An 18,464-nucleotide genomic window follows, 5' to 3' on the forward strand; every position below is an offset into this window, starting at 1 on the left:
CACCACCGGTGACAACGATGTCGGTCGTTACGATAGTCGCCGAAGGCCGATCGTGGGTGACTCCGGCCGGAGAGGAATCGATGAATCGCCGACGTGCCCAGAGCCTCGCCGCCGCGGCCCTGGCCCTCCTCGCGGCAGGCGTGATTGCCCTGCTCAGCAGGGCTTCCGACGACGAGCGACCAACCGCTGCCGCGCCCTCCGCCTCGGCCTCCCCGATCCCGGTGCTGATACCTGGCCGCCCCGGCGAGCCAGCGACGGTGACCGATTCCGATCAGGTACAGCTGCCCGACGGAACGGCTTACAACACGATCGACGTCACCTACGTACAGATGATGATCGTCCACCACTCGCAGGCCGTCCGGATGGCCGACCTGGCACCCGGCCGCGCCGCGGACAAGGGCGTGCTGGGCATCGCCGGCCGGATCAGTGCCGCGCAGGCGCCCGAGATCGAGGTGTTCCGGTCCTGGCTGCGCGATCGGGGCCAACCGGAAACCAATCCCGCGCACGATCACGCCACGATGCCGGGCATGCAGACCGAGGAGGCGGTCACCGCACTGGCGGCGGCCAAGGGCGCTGACTTCGACCGCCGGTTCGTCACGATGATGACCGCCCATCACCGGGGCGCCCAGCAGATGACCAGCGATGTGTTACGCGGCGGAGCCGATCAACGACTGTCCGAACTGGCCAATGAGACGGCCGTTGAGCAGGGCGTGGAGATCCGTCGGATGGCCGACCTCAATGTGAGTTGATCCGTCGTCGTCGCAACCTGCCATTTCGGACGGTGCACCGAGAGCCCTCCTCAGAGCCGGACCGGGAGTGTCTCGAGTCCGCGCAACAGCAGCCCCGGCCGCCAGCGCAGGTCCTCCGGCGGGATCGCCAGGCGCAGGCCGGGGTGGCGGTTCAGCAGCGCGGTGAAGGCCACCTGCGCCTCCAGCCGGGCCAGCGGAGCGCCGAGGCAGTAGTGGATGCCGTGCCCGAAGGCCAGGTGCGCGTTTTGCGTACGGTCGAGGCGCAGCTCGTCGGCACCGGCGAACCGGTCGCCGTCACGGTTGGCCGACAGCAGGACCACCACGACCGGATCGCCGGCCGCGATCGTGACGCCGCCGATCTCCAGGTCCTCGGTGGCGACCCGGAAGGTGGAGGTCTCGACCGGCCCCTCGTACCGGAGGAACTCCTCGATCGCGGTGGGCAGCAGCGCCGGCTCCGCGCGCAGCCGCTCCCACCGCTCGCGTTCGGCGAGCAGCAGGAAGGTCCCGTTGCCGATGAGGTTGACGGTGGTCTCGTGGCCGGCGATGAGCAGCAGGAACACCATCGAGGAGAGCTCCGCCTCGGAGAGCCGGTCACCCTCGTCGCGCACGTGGATCAGGCCGGACAGCAGGTCCTCGCCGGGGTGGGCGCGCCGCTCGGCGAGCAGGGCCAGGATGTAGCTGACCATGGCCCGGATCGCCGGCTCCAGCCGGTCGCCGGACTGCGAGCCAGCGACGATCACGTTGGACCACGCCCGGAACGCGTCCCGATCGTCGGCCGGGACCCCGAGCAGCTCGCAGATCACCTGGATCGGCAGGGGGAACGCGAAGGTGTCGATCAGGTCGGCCCGGTCCCGGCCCTCGACCGCGTCCAGCAGGTCGTGGGTGATCTCCTCGATGCGCGGGCGCAGCTCCTCGATCCGGCGGGCGGTGAAGGCCGCCGAGACCAGGCGGCGCAGGCGGGTGTGGTCCGGCGGGTCGACCGCGAGCATGTGCCGGGACAGCACCGCCGCGGGCCCGGACGGCCGGTTCGCCGTCGCGGACGAGCCGACCGAGAACGCGGACTGCTTGGACAGCCGCGGGTCGGCCAGGGCCCGGCGCGCGTCCTCGTAGCGAGTGACCAGCCAGGCGGTCAGGCCGCTGGGCAGCCGGGTGCGGGTGACCGGTCCGGTGCGGCGCCAATGCGCGTACACCGGGTGCGGATCCGCCTGGAACGCCGGGTCGGTGAAGTCGATCTGGAGATCCTGCGTCATCGCGCCTCCCGGGCCGCCGGAACGGATTCCGACGATACCCGTCGATGCGCGGGCGTGCGGGACTTTTCGGGTCAGGCGCCGCGCGGGCGCCTGGCGCACACCCCGCGCGGCGAGCGGGGCGGGCGCAGCGGCAGACGAGGGCGGCGGTACGCGAAGCGGCGGGGACGGCGCGGACGCGGTTGACTGCTGTCCATGGGTACGACTATCCGCCGATCATCGGCCGTCACCCCGTCCGTTCAGACATTCTTAATGATCATCTCAGTGTGGGGTAAGCAACCGATGGGTTGGGAACCGGACTGGTCGTCTGCCCGTCCTCGATCCGGCCGACTACCCTCCGGAGGTCAACTCTTCCGGGACGGAGCAGCCGCACCACCATGACCTCTCCCCCTCGCCGCGCCCTCAGTCTCCTTCTCGCAGTCGTGTCGTTGCTGGCCACAGCTGCGTGCGCACCGCAGAACGGACGCGGCGTCGCCTTCGCGGTGGCCCGTCCCGGCCGCAACGAGTCGACGTCCGTACGCCCGAACATCGTGTTCGTGCTCACCGACGACCTGTCGCAGAACCTGGTGCCGTACATGCCCAACCTGCTCGCGTTGCAGCGGGAGGGCACCACGTTCACGAACTACACGGTGACCGACTCGCTCTGCTGCCCGTCCCGGGCGTCCATGCTCAAAGGACAGTTCCCGCACAACACCGGGATCTACAAGAACCACGGGTCGGACGGCGGCTTCCGGCTCTTCTACAGCCGTGGCGCGGAGAAGTCGACGTTCGCCACCGATCTCCAGCGGGCCGGTTACCGCACCGCCTTCCTCGGCAAGTACCTCAACGAGTACAACGCGAGGAACCCGCTGGGCACCGGGAAGCCCTACATGCCGCCGGGCTGGGACCAGTGGTTCGCCGGCGGCAACGCGTACCACAACTTCAACTACTCGCTGAACGAGAACAACCAGGTCCGCGACTACGGCAACAAGCCGACGGACTACCTCACCGATGTGATCTCGGCCAAGGCGTCCGACTTCATCGCCACGTCGGCGGCGGAGGGCAAGCCGTTCATGGTGGAACTGTCGACGTACGCGCCGCACAGCCCGTACACGCCCGCTCCGCAGGACGCCGACTCGTTCCCGGGGCTGAAGGCGCCGCGTTCCGCCGCCTACGACAAGCCGCCCGCGGACGCGCCGCCGTGGCTGAAGGACGTCAAGCCGCTCACCAAGGCGCAGAAGACCCGGATGGACACCGAGTTCCGCAAGCGGGTCCAGTCCATCCAGTCGATCGACCGCATGATCGGCTCGCTGCGGGCCACGCTGACCAAGGCCGGTGTCGCCGACCGGACCGTGCTGGTCTTCGCCTCCGACAACGGCTATCACATGGGCGAGTACCGGCTGCCCTCCGGCAAGCAGACCGCCTTCGACACCGACGTCAACGTGCCGCTCGTGATGGCCGGCCCGGGCATCGGCGCCGGGCGCGGGATCGACGCCGTGGTGGCGAACATCGACCTGCGCCCCACCTTCGCCGAGCTGGCCGGTGCACCGCAGCCCGGCGAGACCGACGGGCGCAGCCTGAAGCCGCTGCTCTCCGGGGACACCCCGGCGGACTGGCGTACCGCGGCGCTGATCGAGCACCGCGATCCCGCCACCGACCCGCTGGATCCGGACTACACCTACGACAGCCCGAACATCCCCCCGGCGTACGACGCGCTGCGGACGGCCCAGTTCACCTACGTCAAGTACGTGGACGGCTCCCGGGAGTACTACGACCGCACGGCCGACCCGCTTCAGCTGCGAAACCTGGCCGGCAAGCTCAGCCCGGACCGGATCGCCGAGCTCGACAAGGCGCTGAAGGGGCTGACCACGTGCGCCGGGCCGGAGGCGTGCTGGACGGCCGGGCGCGCGGTCAGCTGAGCCGGCCCGGCCAGGACTGCCGCTGCTGCACCACCGGGTAGACACTCGAGTACGCCTGCCAGGACGGCCGGCGTTGCTCGGGCGTGGCCAGGCCACGCACCAGGGCCTGGAGCATGTCCTGCAACGCCACGTGCAGGCGGGTGTCCGTGACGATTCCCGCGCCGTCGACCGCGCTCATGTCCAGCGGGATCCGGATGCAGGCGGGCCGCAGCAGGCGGGCACCGCCGTGGTCCAGCACCGACTCCAGGGCGGCCCGCGCCCCGTCGTCCTGACCCGGTGCCACCACGGAGAGCCAGGCGACCGGCTTGCCACCGAGCTCGCCGCCGTCCACCAGCCAGTCGAGCAGGTTCTTCAGGCTGCCGGGGAGGGAGCCCGCGTACTCGGGGGTGCTGAAGAGCAGCGCGTCGGCGTCGGTCACCCGCCGCCGTAACGCCGTGACGACCAACGCCGGCGCCGGGTCGCCGGGAACGAACGCCGGCAGATCGGACAGGCCGTCGTAAAGAGCGGCGGTGAGCTCCGGTGGGGCGTACCGGGCCGCTGTGCGCAGGGCGGCGGTGTGCAGGGATCCGTTGCGAGTGCTTCCCGAGATCAACAGGACGCGCGTCATGCCGCCGACGATACGGCCCCGTGTGCGGCGCTCCAGCCGTCCGCGCGGGGCCCGATCGAGTTACCGCCGACCGGTTGCATCGGTACCGACTTTCGTACCGAAAGCGTCTCGACGGGTAGCCAGCTCGATGCCGGTTCGACAGCATGAACGAACGGTCCATACGGGTGGGGACCGGTCCAAGTTCCGCCCTCCCGCTGAAGGAACTCGGAGCACGATGTCTCAGCCCAGCCCGCCGCCGTACGATCCGACCCAGCCGTTCGGCCAGCCGGGACACGACCCGTACCAGCAACAGGGCTACGACCCGTACCAGCAGCAGGGCCACGACCCGTACCAGCAACAGGGCCACGACCCGTACCAGCAGCAGCCTCCGTACCCCGCGCCGGACAGCGCGCCGCCCACCCAGGCGTACCCGCCGCAGCCGCCGTACCAGGCACCGAACAGCGCGCCGCCGGCGGCACCGTTCCCGCCGCAGCCCTACTCGCCGCCGGTGTCGGGTTTCCCGCAGTCGCCGGCCGGCTACCCGCACTCCCCCGCCGGCTACCCGCCGCAGGCTGGCTACCCGGCGCCGCCGATGTACCAGCCGGTGATCGTGGGCCGCCTCGGCCCGCCCACGTCGGGCTGGGCGGTGGCCTCGATGGTGCTCGGCATCGTCGGCCTGCTGCTCGTCTTCTGCGCCTGGGGCATCCCGTCGCTGCTTGCGGTGATCTTCGGCCACATCGGACTCGCCGAGACCAAGCGCGGTGAGAAATCGGGTCAGGGCATGGCGGTCGCCGGCCTCGTCCTCGGCTACATCCTCATTGGACCGGCGGTCGTCGTCGCCGTGCTCGGCGGAATCAGCGGCCTCAGCACCGTCCTTTAACTCCGGGCCGGCTTTTCGCTTCCGCTTCTTCGGGGGTACGCGTTTCCGCCGTCCCGCCGAATCGACGCCGTTCCCGCTCTCCCGCGCGAGCCGGGTGCCGTGCGCGGCCGCAACGCGGCCGCCGGGAAAAGCGCGACCGGCGCTGCGCGGCCCGAGGTGCACCCTGGTCGCCGGCGTGCCCATCCGCATGGGCCCGGCGGCCGCGGTGCGGCCCGGCACGGTGACCGGATCGCGGGGAACGGCGAGAGCATCGCGTGGACGCGTACCTCAAAAATGGCGTGAGTGAAAAGCGGAGCGCGACCCCATGTTTTCCGCACAGGAAAAGCAACAGACCCCGCCCGGAATGGGCGGGGTCTGCTCGTGTTGTGCGCCGCGTAGGACTCGAACCTACAACCCGCGGATTAAGAGTCCGCTGCTCTGCCAGTTGAGCTAGCAGCGCTTGCAACGAGGCAGAACGTTAGCACATCGGCCGGCGCCTTCTCAGCGGGACCCGGCCGGTCAGGCGCGTGACCGGGGCAGGCAGCACTTCTTGTATTTGCCTCCGGAACCACACCAGCACGGTCCGTTACGACCCGGCGGCCAGGCCGCCCAGGCGGACCCGGACAGCTGCTGATCCTCGTAGCCCAGCTGGATCGCCGCCTCGGCCGGATCGCCGCCCATGCGGGTCGCGAACGCGGCCAGACCGTCGGCCAGCCCGGCGAACAGCACCAGCCCGGTCTCCCCGGACGCGCCCCGGCCGGCCAGCTCCTTCTCCAGCCGGGCCCGGTGCTCGTCCCAGGTCCGCCCGTACGCGTCGGCCAACGCCGGCCAGCGCAGCAGCACCCGGTCGAACTCCGCCTTCGGCCAGAACAGCAGGCCCTGCCCGGTCGTCTCGTCCACGTCCGGCTCGACGCCGTACGCCGCCTCCCGCATCCGGTCGGCCATCTCGTCGTGCTCGTCGACGGGCAGTTCCAGCTCCCGCCGGATCCGGCTGCGGGCTTGGATCAGGTGGTAGAGCAGCTTCAGGTTCAGGTCGTCCGGCCCGTCACCGGGCCGGTCCAGCACCGACTCCAGCGCGGCGGTCAGCCACTGCTCGGCGATCGGCGCGAAGCCGCACTCCTCCATCGCCTCGGACAGGTACGACGCGGCGTCCGGATCCCGGACCAGACGCGGCCGCAGCGCGGCGAACTCGGTCATCGCCTCGTCCTCGTGTCCGAGGCGGGCGAGCAGGTCCCCCCGGTAGGCCCGCGCGAACCCGCCCTCGTCGCTCGGGTACGCCGCGACGGCCCGGCTGACCAGCTCCAGCGCCGCGGCCAGATCACCCTGCCGCTCGATGATCTCGGCAGCCAGCGAGTACGCGTAGCCGGCGTCCGTCGGGTCCGCGAGGCGCTCGCCCTCCACCGCCTCGACCAACTCCGCCACGCACGCCCGCGGGTCCTCCGCACGGAACGCGTCATGCCCGATTGCGTCCAGGTCGTCACTGGTGAGCAGTTCGTTCGACGGCACGCGTCACCCTACCTCGGGCTGCCGCGACCCCCCGCGGTTCTCACCCGACCAGGGCAGGCGGCCGCGGGCGTGGGGAGGGGCCCACGCCCGCGGCCTATCGGGGAACGGGGTCAGGTCGTGGTGCACGTCAGCGTGGGCCAGGCCCAGTTGCCGCCGTGCTGGATGGTGAAGCCGAAGGTGTTCCCGCTGCCGTTCGGCCGTGCGGTCATCACGTTGCCGCTGCCGTCCCAGCTGACCGCGGCGTTCCAGGTCGCGATGATCTTCTGCGGAGAGCGGATCGTGACGGTCACCCGCCAGTTGGTGCTGCCGGAGACCGTGACCTGGCCGTTGAACCGGTCGGCCCACTTCTGGCCCTCGGCGTACGTCGCGGTGCAGTTGCCACCGGCCGGCGGCGTGGTGGGCGTCGTGCTCGGCGGCGTGGTCGTACCGCCCGGTGCCACCGCCCGGCCGGTCGTCGGCGAGATCATGCCGGCGCACAGGCCACGGCTCTTCAGGTCGGCCGCGATCTGCGGGATCGCCGCGACGGTCGTCGCGTACTGGTCGTGCATCAGGATGATCTGGCCGTTGGTCAGCGTGCCGGCCCGCTGCACGATCTGGGCCGTGGTGGCGCCGTTCCAGTCCTGCGAGTCGACGTCCCAGATGATCGTCCGCAGGCCCAGGGCCGACGCGGCGGACTCGAGGGTGGCGTTCGTCTCCCCGTACGGCGGACGGAAGAGCACCGGCGTGCCACCGCCGGCGGCCTGGATCGCGCTCTGCGTGCGGGACAGCTCGGAGCTCATCTGTGCCGCGCTGAGAGTGAGCATGTGCGGATGGGTGTAGCTGTGGTTGGCCACCCACATGCCCGCCGACACCTGCGCCGCGACCAGCGACGGGTTGGCGGCCGCGTTCTGGCCGGTGTTGAACATGGTGGCGCGGAGACCGTTGGCCCGCAGCGCGTTGAGGAGATTGGTGGTGTTGCCCGGGTTCGGCCCGTCGTCGTAGGTCAAGCCGACGTACCCGTTCGCGCAGTCGCCCGGCACCGGCGTGCCGGTCCCGTTCAGGGCGTCGAGGACAGCGGTGTACGCCGCCTTCTTGTTACCGCTGCCGTCGAAGAGCAACGGGGTGTCGCTCGCCCGCCAGGAGTCGCTGTCGCGTACGCCCCAGACCGTGACGCCGGTGCAGCGGGCGACCGCCAGACAGGCGTTGACCACGGTCCGGTACTTGTTCGCCTGGTCGGTGCCGGAACCCTGGATGTCGAGCTCGGTGATCTGCACGTCCACGCCGAGCGCGGCGAAGCTCGACACGGTCGTCGAGAAGTTGCTCGGCACCGGGTTGCCGCTGTTGAAATGTGCCTGCAGGCCGACACAGTCGATCGGCACCTGACGGGCCTTGAAGTCCCGGACCAGGTTGTACACCGCCTGCGTCTTGGCGTGACTCCAGTTGTCGATGTTGTAGTCGTTGTAGCAGAGCTTGGCGCCCGGATCGGCAGCCCGTGCGGCCCGGAACGCCGCCTCGATCCAGTCGTTGCCGGTGCGCTGCAGGTTGGAGTCGCGCCGGGACCCGTCGCCGTTGTCGGAGAACGCCTCGTTCACCACGTCCCAGGCGTAGACCTTGCCCCGGTAGTGGGTGGCGACCTGGGTGACGTGGTTCAGCATGGCGTTGCGCAGGGCGGTGCCGCTCATGCTCTGCATCCAGCCCGGCTGCTGTGAATGCCAGGCGAGGGTGTGCCCGCGCAGCCGCTTGCCGTTGCTCGTGGCCCAGTTCGCCACCCGGTCACCGCTGGTGTAGTTGAACTGGTTCTGGTTCGGCTCGGTGGCGTCGAGCTTCATCTCGTTCTCAGCGGTGACCATGTCGAACTCACGGTTCGCGATGGTCGTGTAGGCCGAGTCGGAAAGCTTGCCGGCGCTTATCGCGGTGCCGAAGTAGCGGCTGCTCTGCGCCGCGGCGGCGCCGAGCGTGGTGGCGGCCTCGGCAGCCGGGGCGAGCAGAACCGCGCCGGCTGCGGCGAGGACGGCCGCGACGCCGACGGACAGCGCTCGTTTCATGCGCATGGGTGGATCACCTTTTCAACGAGGGAGCGGCGAATCGACGACCGTCGCTGCCCATTGTTGAGAGATGACCGGCTGACGTCAATGGCAATCTACCGGTAATGTTCCGAAACTTTCGGATCCCTCGCTAGCGGCTTCTTGTCCGGGTGTGATGTATCGATTCAACCTTCCTGGTACGCCTAATGCGAGCGAAACTATCGGAGCTCTCATCGGCCGAGGTGAACTTGGATCTCGTCCCCGGCGTATCCCCATGCATGCCGCCCGACGACCTCCTCGGCGACTGGGAACACCGCGCCCGGCAGCAGGCCGAACTGAGCGCGGAGCTGAGCCGGCGCATCCGGGACACCGTGGCCACCGCCGAAGCACCCGGCGGCGAGGTCCGGGTGACCGTCGACCACTCGGGCGGCCTGGCCGCGCTGCGGCTCGACGACCGGGCCATGGTGCTGCGAGCGGACGAACTCGCCGATCTCGTCATGGAAACGGTCCGGCGTGCGCAGTCGCGGCTGGCCGAGCAGGTGGCGGAGGTGGTGCGGGGGATGTACGGCTCGGACTCGCCGACCACGGCGTTCATCGCCGACGCCTATGCGACCCAGTTCCCGCGATCGTCCGATGAGGAGAGTGAGGCGGGATGACCCAGCCCCTGCACCTGGATCCGGATGGGCTGCGTGAGCACGCCCGGATGGTCGACGACGCGGCCGCGATGTGCGACGAGGCGGCGGCCGGGGCACGTTACATAGCCGACAACGGGCAGGTATACGGCGAGTTCTGCAGTGATCTGCTGTTCGGCTTCATGACGCTGATCGAGGACCACGCCTTCCGCGAGATCCGCGGCGGAAGAGACGCGCTGCTGAACCTCGCCGACCTGGTGCGAACGCTCGCCGACAACGTCAGCCTCACCGATGACCTCGCTGCCCGGCAGATCCGAGAGGGCTGATCATGACTGCTGAGGCGTACCTCGCGCGCTCCAGCGTGATCGCCCCGGAGAGTGTGACCAAGACATACGAGGGCGCCGCCATCTTCGAGTCCGCCGGCGGCATAGTCGACGGCTTCCGAAACGGCGAACCGCTGGCGATCGGCGGAAACGTCGCAGCCACCGGGCTGTCGCTTCTCGGCGCGGTGATGGACCCGGTGCAAGAGGTGTTCGCTGCCGGAGTCGGCTGGCTGATGGAACATGTCAGTCTGCTCCGCGAACCGCTGGACCGGCTCGCCGGCGACCCGAAAGCCATCGAGGGCCACGCCAAGAGCTGGCGCCAGATCGAGAGCCGGATCTATCAAGCCACTGACGCATTCGCTTCCGAGGTACGGCGCAGCACCGACGCCTGGGCTGCCGAATCGCTGGCCGCCTACCGCCGGCGCGCCCTTGACCACGCCGAGTCGGTGCAGGCCCTGGGGAAGATCGCTGAGCTGATGAGCCAGCTCACCACGGTCGCCGGTGCCGTGGTCGGCGTGTTCCGGAACACGATCCGCGACATCGTGGCCGAGGTGGTGGGCGCGTGCATCTCCAAGGCGGTCCAAGCCGTGACGGTGGTCCTCATCCCCAAGGTCGTCGCCGAGGTGGCCATTCTCGTCGCCGCGACGACGACCAGGATCCTCACCGTCTTGAAGGATCTGCTCAAGCGGCTCGACAATCTGCGGCAACTGGCCGGCCCGTGCGGGTTCCTCCTGGAACAAGTCGGCAAGGCGAGCCGGAACGTCACGCGGCTGCAGGCCTTCCGGGTCGAGGCGGCCGGTACGGCGATCGTCGATCCGAAGGGGTGGGCCGGCTGGTCGCGGGCCTATCGGACGCTGTCCGACGGCAACATCGCGGCACACGGCAATACCGAACACCTCATCGTCGAGACGGCCCGTACCGCCGGTCAGACCAACAGTTCGCAGAACAGCGGGTCGTCAGGCACTACCCTCATCGAGGACGACCCGGAACCCACTCCTATCGATTTCCCGTCCTGATGGAGGGCACCGGCATGGAGTCCTGGGAAGAGCGCATCGCTCGACGTCGCGCGGAACTCAACGCCCGTGTGGAGGCGGACGAGCGAGAGGAGCAGGAGCGCCTCGCGGCCAGTGCCGCCAACGACGCGGTGGAACACCGTACGAGCGGCGCGTTGCGCTCGACGGTGTTCATGCTCGGCCTCATCCTGATCACCGGCACATTGATCATGCTGGCCATCACTTTCAGCCGCCTGTCCGGCCGGGACTTCTCGGAAGCCGAACGGACGGGCCAGGCCGAGGTGGCCTCCTGCGAGCAGCGCGGCCCGGTCAGCACCAAGGGTTTCGGCCGATGGCAAAGTTGCACGGCCAGCGTGTTCTGGGACGACGGGGACAATGAGTACGTTTACGGCACTGAGATGTTCACCTCGGCCGACATCGGCACGCCCGTCCGAGTGGGTGAAGTCGGCAGGCACCGCACCGAACCGGTGCTCGCCAGAGCGGACGCCGGCGAACGGCCCTGGCTCCGATGGATCGGTTACCTGGTCCTCATCATCGCGATCCCGCCCGGGCTTCTGACGACCCTGCTGCTGAGTGCGATGCTGCGCTCGCGCAAGAGGTGACCACAGCAAAAAGGCCCAGACCGAATGGCCGGGCCTGTGCTGGAGAGTGCGTCGCGTAGGACTCGAACCTACAACCCGCGGATTAAGAGTCCGCTGCTCTGCCAGTTGAGCTAGCGACGCTCGCCGTGCAACGACAAGAACGTTAGCACGGCCTGCGGAGATCCTTGAAATCGACCACTTCCCACCTCAAGGGGGACCCACAATTTGCGTCCATGAGTCAGTATGTCTGCGCTGAGAAACTGCAGAACGGGGCCCGACGATGGTTGACCTCCGCCGCTCCCTGGTGGCGATCTTGGCAGTTGCCATGATCGCCCCCTTGACCGCGTGTGGCGACGACGCGAAGCCGACCTTCGCCGATCCGGCGGCCGCCGAGCCGGCCGCCTCGGCCGGCGCATCGAGTGGCGCATCGAGCGCGCCGGTGACGGAGAGCACGACGGGGGCCGGGTCGGTGGCGCTGACGATCACGCCGGCCAAGGACAAGAAGAACGTGCCGGTCAGTTCGGAGATCGGGCTGAAGGTGAGCGGCGGCGATGTCACCTCGGTCACACTGAAGGACGCCAAGGGCGCGACGGTCGCGGGCGAGATGCGCGAGGACGGCTCGGCCTGGGTGCCGAGCAAGCCTTTGAAGACCAAGCAGACGTACGCGGCCACGGTCGTCGCCACCGGCAAGGACGGTGCCACGACCACCGCGACCACGTCGTTCACCACGATGGGCGAGCCGGGACGGCGGACCGGGACCGGCCTCTACCTGTTCGACGACCACACGTACGGCGTGGCGATGCCGGTGGTGGTCGAGTTCAACCCCGGCATCAAGAAGGCGGACCGCGCCGCGGTGCAGAACCGGATGTTCGTGCAGAGCACCCCGTCGCAGCCGGGCACCTGGTCGTGGACGGCGAGCGGCACGCAGGCCTTCTACCGGGCGCCGGAATTCTGGCAGCCGGGCACGACGCTGAAGGTGCGCATCGCGGTCGGCGGGCTGCCCACCGGCAACAACATCTACGGCGACCGGGACCGCTCAGCGACCGCCAAGATCGGTCGTAGCTTCGAGATGCAGGTCGACAACGCCGGCAAAAAGATGACCGTGCTCAAGGACGGCAAGACGGTCAAGACCATGCCGGTGAGCCTCGGCAAGAAGAGCACCCCGTCGTCGAGCGGCCGGATGGTGATCATGGAGAAGAAGGCGGACACCGTCTTCGACACCACCGACACCGACGGCGCCGAGGGTTATCGCACCCGCATCCAGTACGCACAGCGACTGACGTGGAGCGGACAGTACATTCACTCGGCCCCGTGGTCGACGGGTGATCAAGGTCGCCGCAACGTCTCGCATGGATGTGTCAATGTCTCGCCGTCCAACGCGCGATGGCTGTTCGACAACACCCTGATCGGTGACCCGGTCACCGTGAAGGGGACGGAGGACAAGCTCGACTACGGCAACGGGTGGACGCCATGGGACGTGAGCTGGGAAAAGTTCGCCGAGGGCAGCGCTCTGAAGGTTCCTGACGGCCTGGGCTGAGGACGGACGTCACCTCCGGGTGGTTCGATGACCCTCCCGGGGTACATCGATGGCACGAGATTCGGTACGGCACAAATCCGGGATTGGTCAACACGCGTTTTTGGAGCACTATTGGGCGCCGGGTAGTACGAAGCCGTGAGGAGACCATGGAGATGGATGGAATTCGGTCGGTGGAGCTGGCCGCTCCGGCCGGCCGTGCCGGACGCCGCGGATGGCGCGCGGCCGTGGTCACACTGCTGGCGGGCACTCTTCTGCTGACCGCCGCGTGCAGCGGCGGTGACGACTCGCCGTCGTGGCAGGGTGGCGGAAACGGTGCCGCCGCCTCCGAGGCGCCGTCGCCGGAGCCGACGCTGAGCACGGTCGCGGTGACCTCCCCCGCGGCCGACGCGACCGGCGTCGAGGCCTGGTCCGACGTGAAGTTCAACAGCGAAGACCCGGAGAACACCACCGTCAAGGTGACCGACGCCAAGGGCGACGAGGTCAAGGGCGCCGTCGACAAGGACGAGAACCTCTGGCGTCCGACCGAGTCGATGGAGTGGGGCAAGAAGTACACGGTCACCGTCACCACGCCCGAGGCCGAGGGCAAGAACAACACCACCACCAGCTCGTTCACCGTGATGAAGAAGCCGGCGAACCTGGTACGGGTGACGAGCTTCCTCGCCGACGGGCAGACCGTCGGCGTGGGTATGCCGCTGATCATGCGGTTCGGGCGGGCCATCCCGGAGAAGTACCGGGCCGACGTCGAGCGCAAGATGGTGGTCACCGCCACTCCGGCACAGGAGGGCGTCTGGCACTGGACCAGCCCGACCGAGGTGCACTACCGGCCGCAGACGTACTGGAAGGCCGGCTCCAAGGTCTTCTACAAGGTGCAGCTCAAGGGCGTGAAGATGGGCGACGGGTGGTACGGCAGGTCCGATCTGACCGTCGACATGAAGATCGGCCGCTCGATGATCATGACCGTCTCGAACAAGACCAAGAAGATGACGGTCAAGCAGGACGGCAAGGTCATCAAGACCATCCCGGTGAGCCTGGGCAAGCCGAAGACCCCGTCCTCCAGCGGCACCATGGTCGTGATCGAGAAGAAGGAACACACCGTCTTCGACACGCTGGATGAGCTGGGCCCCGAGGAGGGCTACCGCACCGAGATCGACTACGCGCAGCGGATCACCTGGAGCGGGCAGTTCATCCACGCGGCTCCGTGGTCCGAGGGTGTGCAGGGCCGGAGCAACGTCTCGCACGGCTGCGTCAACGTGTCGATGGCGATGGGCAAGTGGCTCTTCGACCGCACGCTGATGGGCGACGTGATCACGGTCACCGGTACCGAGGAGAAGTTGAAGAACGGTAACGGCTGGACCGACTGGAACATGAGCTGGGCGGAGTACAAGAAGGGCAGCGCGCTGCACTGATCTCCACCCGGCACGACGCGGGCTCGGTCTGGCGACCGGGCCCGCTGTCTTTTCCGTAGCCTGACTGGTATGGCGCGATTCGTTCGCATTGCTGCTGTCCTGGCTCTCGTGCTGGGCGGCTGCTCATCCCCGGCCACCCCGGAGTCGAGTTCGAGCGGGAGCACCGGCCCGTCGCCTGTCGACGATCCGCCCGGGCTGATCACCTGCCTCGAGGTGGCGGCGGCCCTGCGCGACGCGACCCTGATGGATCCCGGCGTCGTGGACCGGATCGCCGCTTCCTCGGCCACCGCCGACGCTCCGGTGGCCGACGCGGCGACGGCACTGGCGGACGCGTACGCCCAAGCGGTTGCCGCCCGCGGCAGCGCCGCGGAGCCGGACGCCATCGCCGCGGTGAGCATCGCCGCCGCGGACATGTCCCGGACGTGCGGCGACAGCGGCCTGGAGTCGGTGCCCTGACCTCAGCCCTGGAAGACCCCGATGACCTCGGCTCTCTTCTCGCCGGCCCGGGCGATCGCACCGTAGGTGTCGCCGCCGGGGTCGCGCTTTCCGGCGGCGTGCTGGTACTGCGCCGCGAAGACGTACTCGCCCGGGGCCAGGGTGCGTCCCTCGTTCAGCGTGTACCGGTAGATCAGCGCACCCTTCTCCTCGGCGACCGTCATGGTGATCATCTCGGTCGGTACCGAGGTCCACTTCCCGGTGTCCCTGACCCCCGCGGTACGCGCCACGCTGATCACCAGGTCGAGCGTCGTGATGGTCTCGGCGGTGGTCAGGGTGAGGTTGCCCTGCGCCCAGGTGTCGTTCGAGTGGCTGTCGAGGACCGCGGCCGAGCGGAGGAAGCCGGAGACCGGTTGCCACCGAATCGGCGGCGTGGTGGTGGTGGACGTGGTCCGATTGGGCCGGGTGGGCGCTGTGACGTCGTCCGGTGTGCTCGAAGGGGCGACGGTCGGTGCCGGTGAGAGGGCCTCCGTGGTGGGAGCCATCGAGGCGGCGGCAGGCGGCTCCGCCCCGCCGGAGCGGTCGCCGGTCAGCCTGATCCCGGCGAAGCCCGCCACCACGGTCGCCACGACCGAGGCCGCGGCGGCGACCGGGCGCAGTGCGGCGAACGCCCGTCGACTGCGCCGGTGCGCGATACGGGTGAGCATCGCCGCCCGGTCCGGGACGTGCCGCTCGGCCTCCTCACGCAGCACCGCACCCAGCTCGGGGTAGTGACGCTCAGCCATGGTGACCTCCCGTCGTCAGCGGCATGCCGCGCAGGTACTCACTCAACTGGGTGGCACCGCGTGAGGTGTGGCTCTTCACGGCACCGACCGAGATGCCGAGGATCGTGGCGACCTCTCGTTCCGGCACGTCGAACGCGTACCGGAGAATGACGCACTCGCGACGCCGCAGCGGAAGTCGCCGCAGCGCCGCACGCACGTCGAGGATCGCGGGGGTGTCGCTCTCGCCGCGCTCGCGGCGTAGCAGACCCAGTCGCAGCAGACCGGCCCGTTCCCGGCTCTGCCGCTTGATCCATTGACGGGCCAGGTTGGTCACGATGCCGCGGGCGTACGCGACCGGGCTCTGTGCCGCCTGCACTCGTTCCCAGTACCGCCACACCTCCACGAACGCGTCCGCCGCCAGGTCGTCGGCAGCCTGCGAGTCGCCGGTCACCAGGTAGGCGAGCCGGGACAGGTCGGCGTGATGGTCGTCGAAGAACCGCTGGAAGGCGTATTCGGCTTCGGACAACGCGGCTGGTCCCGACCGTCAGGAGAGCCGCACGGAGTCTGCGGTGGTCTCCGTGGCATCGGCTGGCAGCGCCGAGAACGGCACGACAATGCGCTTCGCGAGCATCAGGGTCTCCCGGGGGACGAAGGTTGATCCACACCCCAGTGGCCCGGCGAGCCGGAAAGGTTGCCCACTTGCGAGAAATTTGGGAGCGATACCACGAGAAAAGGCCCCGCCGGATGACGGAGCCTCTCACATGGGGTGATCGACGGGACTCGAACCCGCGACCCCCGGGACCACAACCCGGTGCTCTACCAACTGAGCTACGACCACCATGACCGCGGAGCCGTTCCCACGGTGCCGGACAATCATAGCGACAGCCCCGGGTAGCCCGTCGAGCGGGTTACCTACAACTCGGCGGCGACCGCTCGGGCCGCCTCGACGTCCGGCCCGGGCAGCGGCACGAAGACCGTGCGCCGGTAGTACTCCAGCTCGCGGATGCTCTCCCGGATGTCGGCGAGCGCCCGGTGCGACAGGCCCTTGGCCGGCTGGCCGAAGTAGACCCGCGGGTACCACCGGCGGCACAGCTCCTTGATCGAGGACACGTCGATCATCCGGTAGTGCAGGTGGGCGTCGAGCGCCGGCATGTCCCGGGCGAGGAAGCCGCGGTCGGTCGCGATCGAGTTACCGCAGAGCGGAGCGGTGCGCGGGTTCGGCACGTACTCCCGGATGTAGGCCAGGACGGCCTCCTCCGCCTCGGCCATGGTGACGGTCGAGCGGCGGACCTCGTCGGTCAGGCCGGACTTGCCGTGCATGTCGCGCACCACCGGCGGCATCGCGTCGAGCGCCGCGTCGTCGGCGTGAATGACCAGGTCGATGCCCTCGCCGAGCACGTTGAGTTCCGGATCGGTGACCAGGGCCGCGACCTCGATGAGCTTGTCCTTGCCCAGGTCGAGACCGGTCATCTCACAGTCGATCCACACCAGAAGATCCGCCACGGGCACAGCCTACGCCGGGTGGCGGGCCGCTGTTTGACGCGTACGGCCGGTCACGGCCCGCCTTCGAGCCGTTTGTCCGCTTTGTGGCCGGGTCTTCCCACTTGGCCGGTTGCGGGGTAAAGTGTACTTAACGGACGAAGCCCCCCTTCGGTTACTCCGTTCCCCCCGGTAAAGGGCCCTCCGTGTCGGCAGCACGGAGGGCCCTTTCAACGTCCGCACCCGGAACTCCCGGCTTCACGGCCGCCAAGATCGGTCGAAGTCGGCGCCCACGGTCGAGCCGTCGGTCCAGCGGATCTCGGCCTCCCCGGCGGCATCCGGCGCCACGAACTCGACCAACCGGGCACCTTCCTCCTCGACCGCCGCGCGCGCCGCCGCACCGAGCGGCCGGAACGGTGCCACGGTCAGCGTCGCGCCCTTCATCGACCAGGTCGCCGCCACGAAACCGTCGACCAGGACGGTCGGACGCACGATCGACCAGCCCGGCATGACGATCGGGCGGTCGCCCGGATGGATGATCCGGGCCCGGTCGGCGTGCCCGAGGACGGCGTTGTCGAACTCGGGCAGGAACACCACCGGTGCCGGGTCGTCGGCGTCGGCGATAGGGGCGTCCGGTAGGTCGTACAGATCGGTCCCGTTCTCGTCGCGGAAGACCCGCAGCAGCGGGCGCATTTCCGCGAAGAGCGCGCCCAGGCGGGTCATGCCCGCAAAGACCTGAAGATCCTTGACCGACGCCGGGCCGAACGCCGCCAGGTAGCGCATCACCAGCGCCTCCGGGCTCGCGGCGGCCATCGGCCGCCCGAGCCGGGCCTCGGCCGGCACGCAGAGCACACGGCCGCGATGCCGCCACGTTCCGGCCGGCGGTGGGTGCAGCAGAGACAACCGCAGGTGTACGACGTACGTCAGCGACTGCGCGTCGTGACCGGGAAACCGCTCGATCAACCGCCGGGACAGCTCCGGCCGGGTCATCGGCCCGTCCGCCAGGATCCCCCGGGCGACAGCCTCGAACTCGGCCGGGTCCACGCCGTTCAGCCGCCCGCCGCGCCCGGCGAGCCGCTCCAGGGCCGGCTGGAGGGTGGGCCGGAGCCACAGGTAGTCGTCACCGGTGCTCAGGTGCTGGGTGCCTCGCAGCAGCGCGCTGCGCACCACTCCCCCGTCGTGCAGCAGCGAGGTCAGATCGTCGTGCCGGAACCCGGCCATCCGCGACCAGAGGCTCAGGTAGGGCGAGTCGGCCTCCTGCCCCTGCAACGCGACCAGATGCCCGACCACGTCCGCGGCCCGGCGCGGCACCCGTTCGGAGAGCAGTTGCCGGTGCAGGTAGGTCCGGTTCAGCTGGCGCGTCGTGAGGACTCTCATGGCGACCACGCTAGGCGGGATAGCGGTCAGTTTCCGTCCACAATCCCCGCTCGCGGCGGAGAAACGAGA

The 18,464-nt window shown here is 69.3% G+C and carries 18 protein-coding genes and 3 tRNA genes; 10 read left to right on the plus strand and 11 right to left on the minus strand.

Annotation, left to right across the window (positions count from 1 at the left end; genetic code table 11):
* Positions 1 to 17 precede the first annotated feature (17 nt).
* Positions 18 to 749, plus strand: coding sequence for a DUF305 domain-containing protein (locus I4J89_RS16250; protein ID WP_230859045.1), 732 nt, complete (start codon positions 18 to 20; stop codon positions 747 to 749).
* A gap of 50 nt (positions 750 to 799) precedes the next feature.
* Here the strand turns inward: I4J89_RS16250 and I4J89_RS16255 are convergent, their stop codons facing one another.
* Complete coding sequence (locus tag I4J89_RS16255; protein WP_196414820.1) at positions 800 to 1,999, minus strand: cytochrome P450 family protein; 1,200 nt, start codon at positions 1,997 to 1,999, stop codon at positions 800 to 802.
* Between the two features lie 419 nt (positions 2,000 to 2,418).
* On the opposite strand from I4J89_RS16255, the gene I4J89_RS16260 reads away from it, so the two are divergent.
* Positions 2,419 to 3,894: a sulfatase family protein gene (locus tag I4J89_RS16260; RefSeq protein WP_309238363.1), complete on the plus strand. Its 1,476-nt coding sequence runs from the start codon at positions 2,419 to 2,421 to the stop codon at positions 3,892 to 3,894.
* Here the strand turns inward: I4J89_RS16260 and I4J89_RS16265 are convergent.
* Positions 3,887 to 4,501 carry an NADPH-dependent FMN reductase gene (locus I4J89_RS16265; protein ID WP_196414822.1) on the minus strand — a complete coding sequence of 205 codons (615 nt, stop codon included), beginning with the start codon at positions 4,499 to 4,501 and terminating at the stop codon, positions 3,887 to 3,889. The two genes, I4J89_RS16260 and I4J89_RS16265, sit on opposite strands and share 8 nt — an antisense overlap.
* A 214-nt stretch (positions 4,502 to 4,715) precedes the next feature.
* Between I4J89_RS16265 and I4J89_RS16270 the strand changes: the two genes are divergently transcribed.
* Positions 4,716 to 5,360 carry a DUF4190 domain-containing protein gene (locus tag I4J89_RS16270; RefSeq protein WP_196414823.1) on the plus strand — a complete coding sequence of 215 codons (645 nt, stop codon included), beginning with the start codon at positions 4,716 to 4,718 and terminating at the stop codon, positions 5,358 to 5,360.
* Positions 5,361 to 5,726: 366 nt separating this feature from the next.
* Here the strand turns inward: I4J89_RS16270 and I4J89_RS16275 are convergent.
* From I4J89_RS16275 to I4J89_RS51950, 3 genes are all read right to left on the minus strand, one after another.
* Positions 5,727 to 5,799: transfer RNA gene (locus tag I4J89_RS16275), tRNA-Lys, on the minus strand.
* Positions 5,800 to 5,858: 59 nt separating this feature from the next.
* Positions 5,859 to 6,845 (minus strand): SEC-C metal-binding domain-containing protein, encoded by a 987-nt coding sequence (locus I4J89_RS16280; protein ID WP_196414824.1) that lies wholly within the window; start codon positions 6,843 to 6,845, stop codon positions 5,859 to 5,861.
* A gap of 110 nt (positions 6,846 to 6,955) precedes the next feature.
* The gene (locus I4J89_RS51950) at positions 6,956 to 8,875 is read right to left on the minus strand and encodes an endo-1,4-beta-xylanase (RefSeq protein ID WP_196414825.1); all 1,920 of its coding nucleotides are present in this window, start codon (positions 8,873 to 8,875) and stop codon (positions 6,956 to 6,958) included.
* A gap of 251 nt (positions 8,876 to 9,126) precedes the next feature.
* Between I4J89_RS51950 and I4J89_RS16290 the strand changes: the two genes are divergently transcribed.
* From I4J89_RS16290 to I4J89_RS16305, 4 genes are read left to right on the plus strand one after another with little or no spacing between them, the layout of a single operon-like run.
* Positions 9,127 to 9,504, plus strand: a complete 378-nt coding sequence (locus I4J89_RS16290) for a YbaB/EbfC family nucleoid-associated protein (RefSeq protein ID WP_196414826.1) — start codon at positions 9,127 to 9,129, stop codon at positions 9,502 to 9,504.
* Entirely contained in the window at positions 9,501 to 9,806 is a 306-nt protein-coding gene (locus I4J89_RS16295) for a type VII secretion target (RefSeq protein WP_196414827.1), read from the plus strand. The genes I4J89_RS16290 and I4J89_RS16295 overlap by 4 nt, the downstream gene beginning before the upstream one ends.
* Before the next feature lie 2 nt (positions 9,807 to 9,808).
* Positions 9,809 to 10,819: a hypothetical protein gene (locus tag I4J89_RS16300; RefSeq protein ID WP_196414828.1), complete on the plus strand. Its 1,011-nt coding sequence runs from the start codon at positions 9,809 to 9,811 to the stop codon at positions 10,817 to 10,819.
* A gap of 14 nt (positions 10,820 to 10,833) precedes the next feature.
* A complete protein-coding gene (locus I4J89_RS16305) occupies positions 10,834 to 11,418 on the plus strand; it encodes a DUF6346 domain-containing protein (RefSeq protein ID WP_196414829.1) in 585 nt (194 codons plus the stop codon).
* A 47-nt stretch (positions 11,419 to 11,465) separates the two neighbouring features.
* Here the strand turns inward: I4J89_RS16305 and I4J89_RS16310 are convergent.
* A tRNA-Lys gene (locus I4J89_RS16310) sits at positions 11,466 to 11,538 on the minus strand.
* Between the two features lie 139 nt (positions 11,539 to 11,677).
* Between I4J89_RS16310 and I4J89_RS16315 the strand changes: the two genes are divergently transcribed.
* The 3 genes from I4J89_RS16315 to I4J89_RS16325 all read left to right on the plus strand — a co-directional run bounded on the left by I4J89_RS16315 (position 11,678) and on the right by I4J89_RS16325 (position 14,796).
* A complete protein-coding gene (locus I4J89_RS16315; RefSeq protein WP_196414830.1) occupies positions 11,678 to 12,934 on the plus strand; it encodes a L,D-transpeptidase in 1,257 nt (418 codons plus the stop codon).
* Between the two features lie 152 nt (positions 12,935 to 13,086).
* Positions 13,087 to 14,340, plus strand: coding sequence for a L,D-transpeptidase (locus I4J89_RS16320; protein WP_196414831.1), 1,254 nt, complete (start codon positions 13,087 to 13,089; stop codon positions 14,338 to 14,340).
* A 69-nt stretch (positions 14,341 to 14,409) separates the two neighbouring features.
* Positions 14,410 to 14,796 (plus strand): hypothetical protein, encoded by a 387-nt coding sequence (locus I4J89_RS16325; protein WP_196414832.1) that lies wholly within the window; start codon positions 14,410 to 14,412, stop codon positions 14,794 to 14,796.
* 2 nt (positions 14,797 to 14,798) lie between these two features.
* Here I4J89_RS16325 and I4J89_RS16330 read toward each other — a convergent pair whose 3' ends face one another.
* The 5 genes from I4J89_RS16330 to I4J89_RS16350 form a co-directional block, all read right to left on the minus strand.
* Entirely contained in the window at positions 14,799 to 15,560 is a 762-nt protein-coding gene (locus I4J89_RS16330; protein WP_196414833.1) for a hypothetical protein, read from the minus strand.
* On the minus strand, positions 15,553 to 16,065 hold the full coding sequence (locus tag I4J89_RS16335; protein WP_196414834.1) for a SigE family RNA polymerase sigma factor: 513 nt from the start codon (positions 16,063 to 16,065) through the stop codon (positions 15,553 to 15,555). The genes I4J89_RS16330 and I4J89_RS16335 overlap by 8 nt, the downstream gene beginning before the upstream one ends.
* Before the next feature lie 236 nt (positions 16,066 to 16,301).
* Positions 16,302 to 16,377: transfer RNA gene (locus I4J89_RS16340), tRNA-His, on the minus strand.
* A 74-nt stretch (positions 16,378 to 16,451) separates the two neighbouring features.
* Positions 16,452 to 17,048 (minus strand): oligoribonuclease, encoded by a 597-nt coding sequence (gene orn, locus I4J89_RS16345; RefSeq protein ID WP_196414835.1) that lies wholly within the window; start codon positions 17,046 to 17,048, stop codon positions 16,452 to 16,454.
* Between the two features lie 228 nt (positions 17,049 to 17,276).
* Entirely contained in the window at positions 17,277 to 18,395 is a 1,119-nt protein-coding gene (locus I4J89_RS16350) for a winged helix DNA-binding domain-containing protein (RefSeq protein ID WP_196414836.1), read from the minus strand.
* Positions 18,396 to 18,464: the final 69 nt, after the last annotated feature.

Source organism: Actinoplanes aureus, from assembly GCF_015704865.1.
Classification (GTDB): Bacteria; Actinomycetota; Actinomycetes; order Mycobacteriales; family Micromonosporaceae; genus Actinoplanes; species Actinoplanes aureus.

Bases quoted from the DNA above. Each gene is read 5' to 3' on its own strand.
- I4J89_RS16250 (WP_230859045.1), top strand. From the start codon at position 18: ATGTCGGTCGTTACGATAGTCGCCGAAGGCCGATCGTGGGTGACTCCG.
- I4J89_RS16255 (WP_196414820.1), bottom strand. From the start codon at position 1,999: ATGACGCAGGATCTCCAGATCGACTTCACCGACCCGGCGTTCCAGGCG.
- I4J89_RS16265 (WP_196414822.1), bottom strand. From the start codon at position 4,501: ATGACGCGCGTCCTGTTGATCTCGGGAAGCACTCGCAACGGATCCCTG.
- I4J89_RS16270 (WP_196414823.1), top strand. From the start codon at position 4,716: ATGTCTCAGCCCAGCCCGCCGCCGTACGATCCGACCCAGCCGTTCGGC.
- I4J89_RS51950 (WP_196414825.1), bottom strand. From the start codon at position 8,875: ATGCGCATGAAACGAGCGCTGTCCGTCGGCGTCGCGGCCGTCCTCGCC.
- I4J89_RS16290 (WP_196414826.1), top strand. From the start codon at position 9,127: ATGCCGCCCGACGACCTCCTCGGCGACTGGGAACACCGCGCCCGGCAG.
- I4J89_RS16295 (WP_196414827.1), top strand. From the start codon at position 9,501: ATGACCCAGCCCCTGCACCTGGATCCGGATGGGCTGCGTGAGCACGCC.
- I4J89_RS16300 (WP_196414828.1), top strand. From the start codon at position 9,809: ATGACTGCTGAGGCGTACCTCGCGCGCTCCAGCGTGATCGCCCCGGAG.
- I4J89_RS16305 (WP_196414829.1), top strand. From the start codon at position 10,834: ATGGAGTCCTGGGAAGAGCGCATCGCTCGACGTCGCGCGGAACTCAAC.
- I4J89_RS16315 (WP_196414830.1), top strand. From the start codon at position 11,678: ATGGTTGACCTCCGCCGCTCCCTGGTGGCGATCTTGGCAGTTGCCATG.
- I4J89_RS16320 (WP_196414831.1), top strand. From the start codon at position 13,087: ATGGATGGAATTCGGTCGGTGGAGCTGGCCGCTCCGGCCGGCCGTGCC.
- I4J89_RS16325 (WP_196414832.1), top strand. From the start codon at position 14,410: ATGGCGCGATTCGTTCGCATTGCTGCTGTCCTGGCTCTCGTGCTGGGC.
- I4J89_RS16330 (WP_196414833.1), bottom strand. From the start codon at position 15,560: ATGGCTGAGCGTCACTACCCCGAGCTGGGTGCGGTGCTGCGTGAGGAG.
- I4J89_RS16350 (WP_196414836.1), bottom strand. From the start codon at position 18,395: ATGAGAGTCCTCACGACGCGCCAGCTGAACCGGACCTACCTGCACCGG.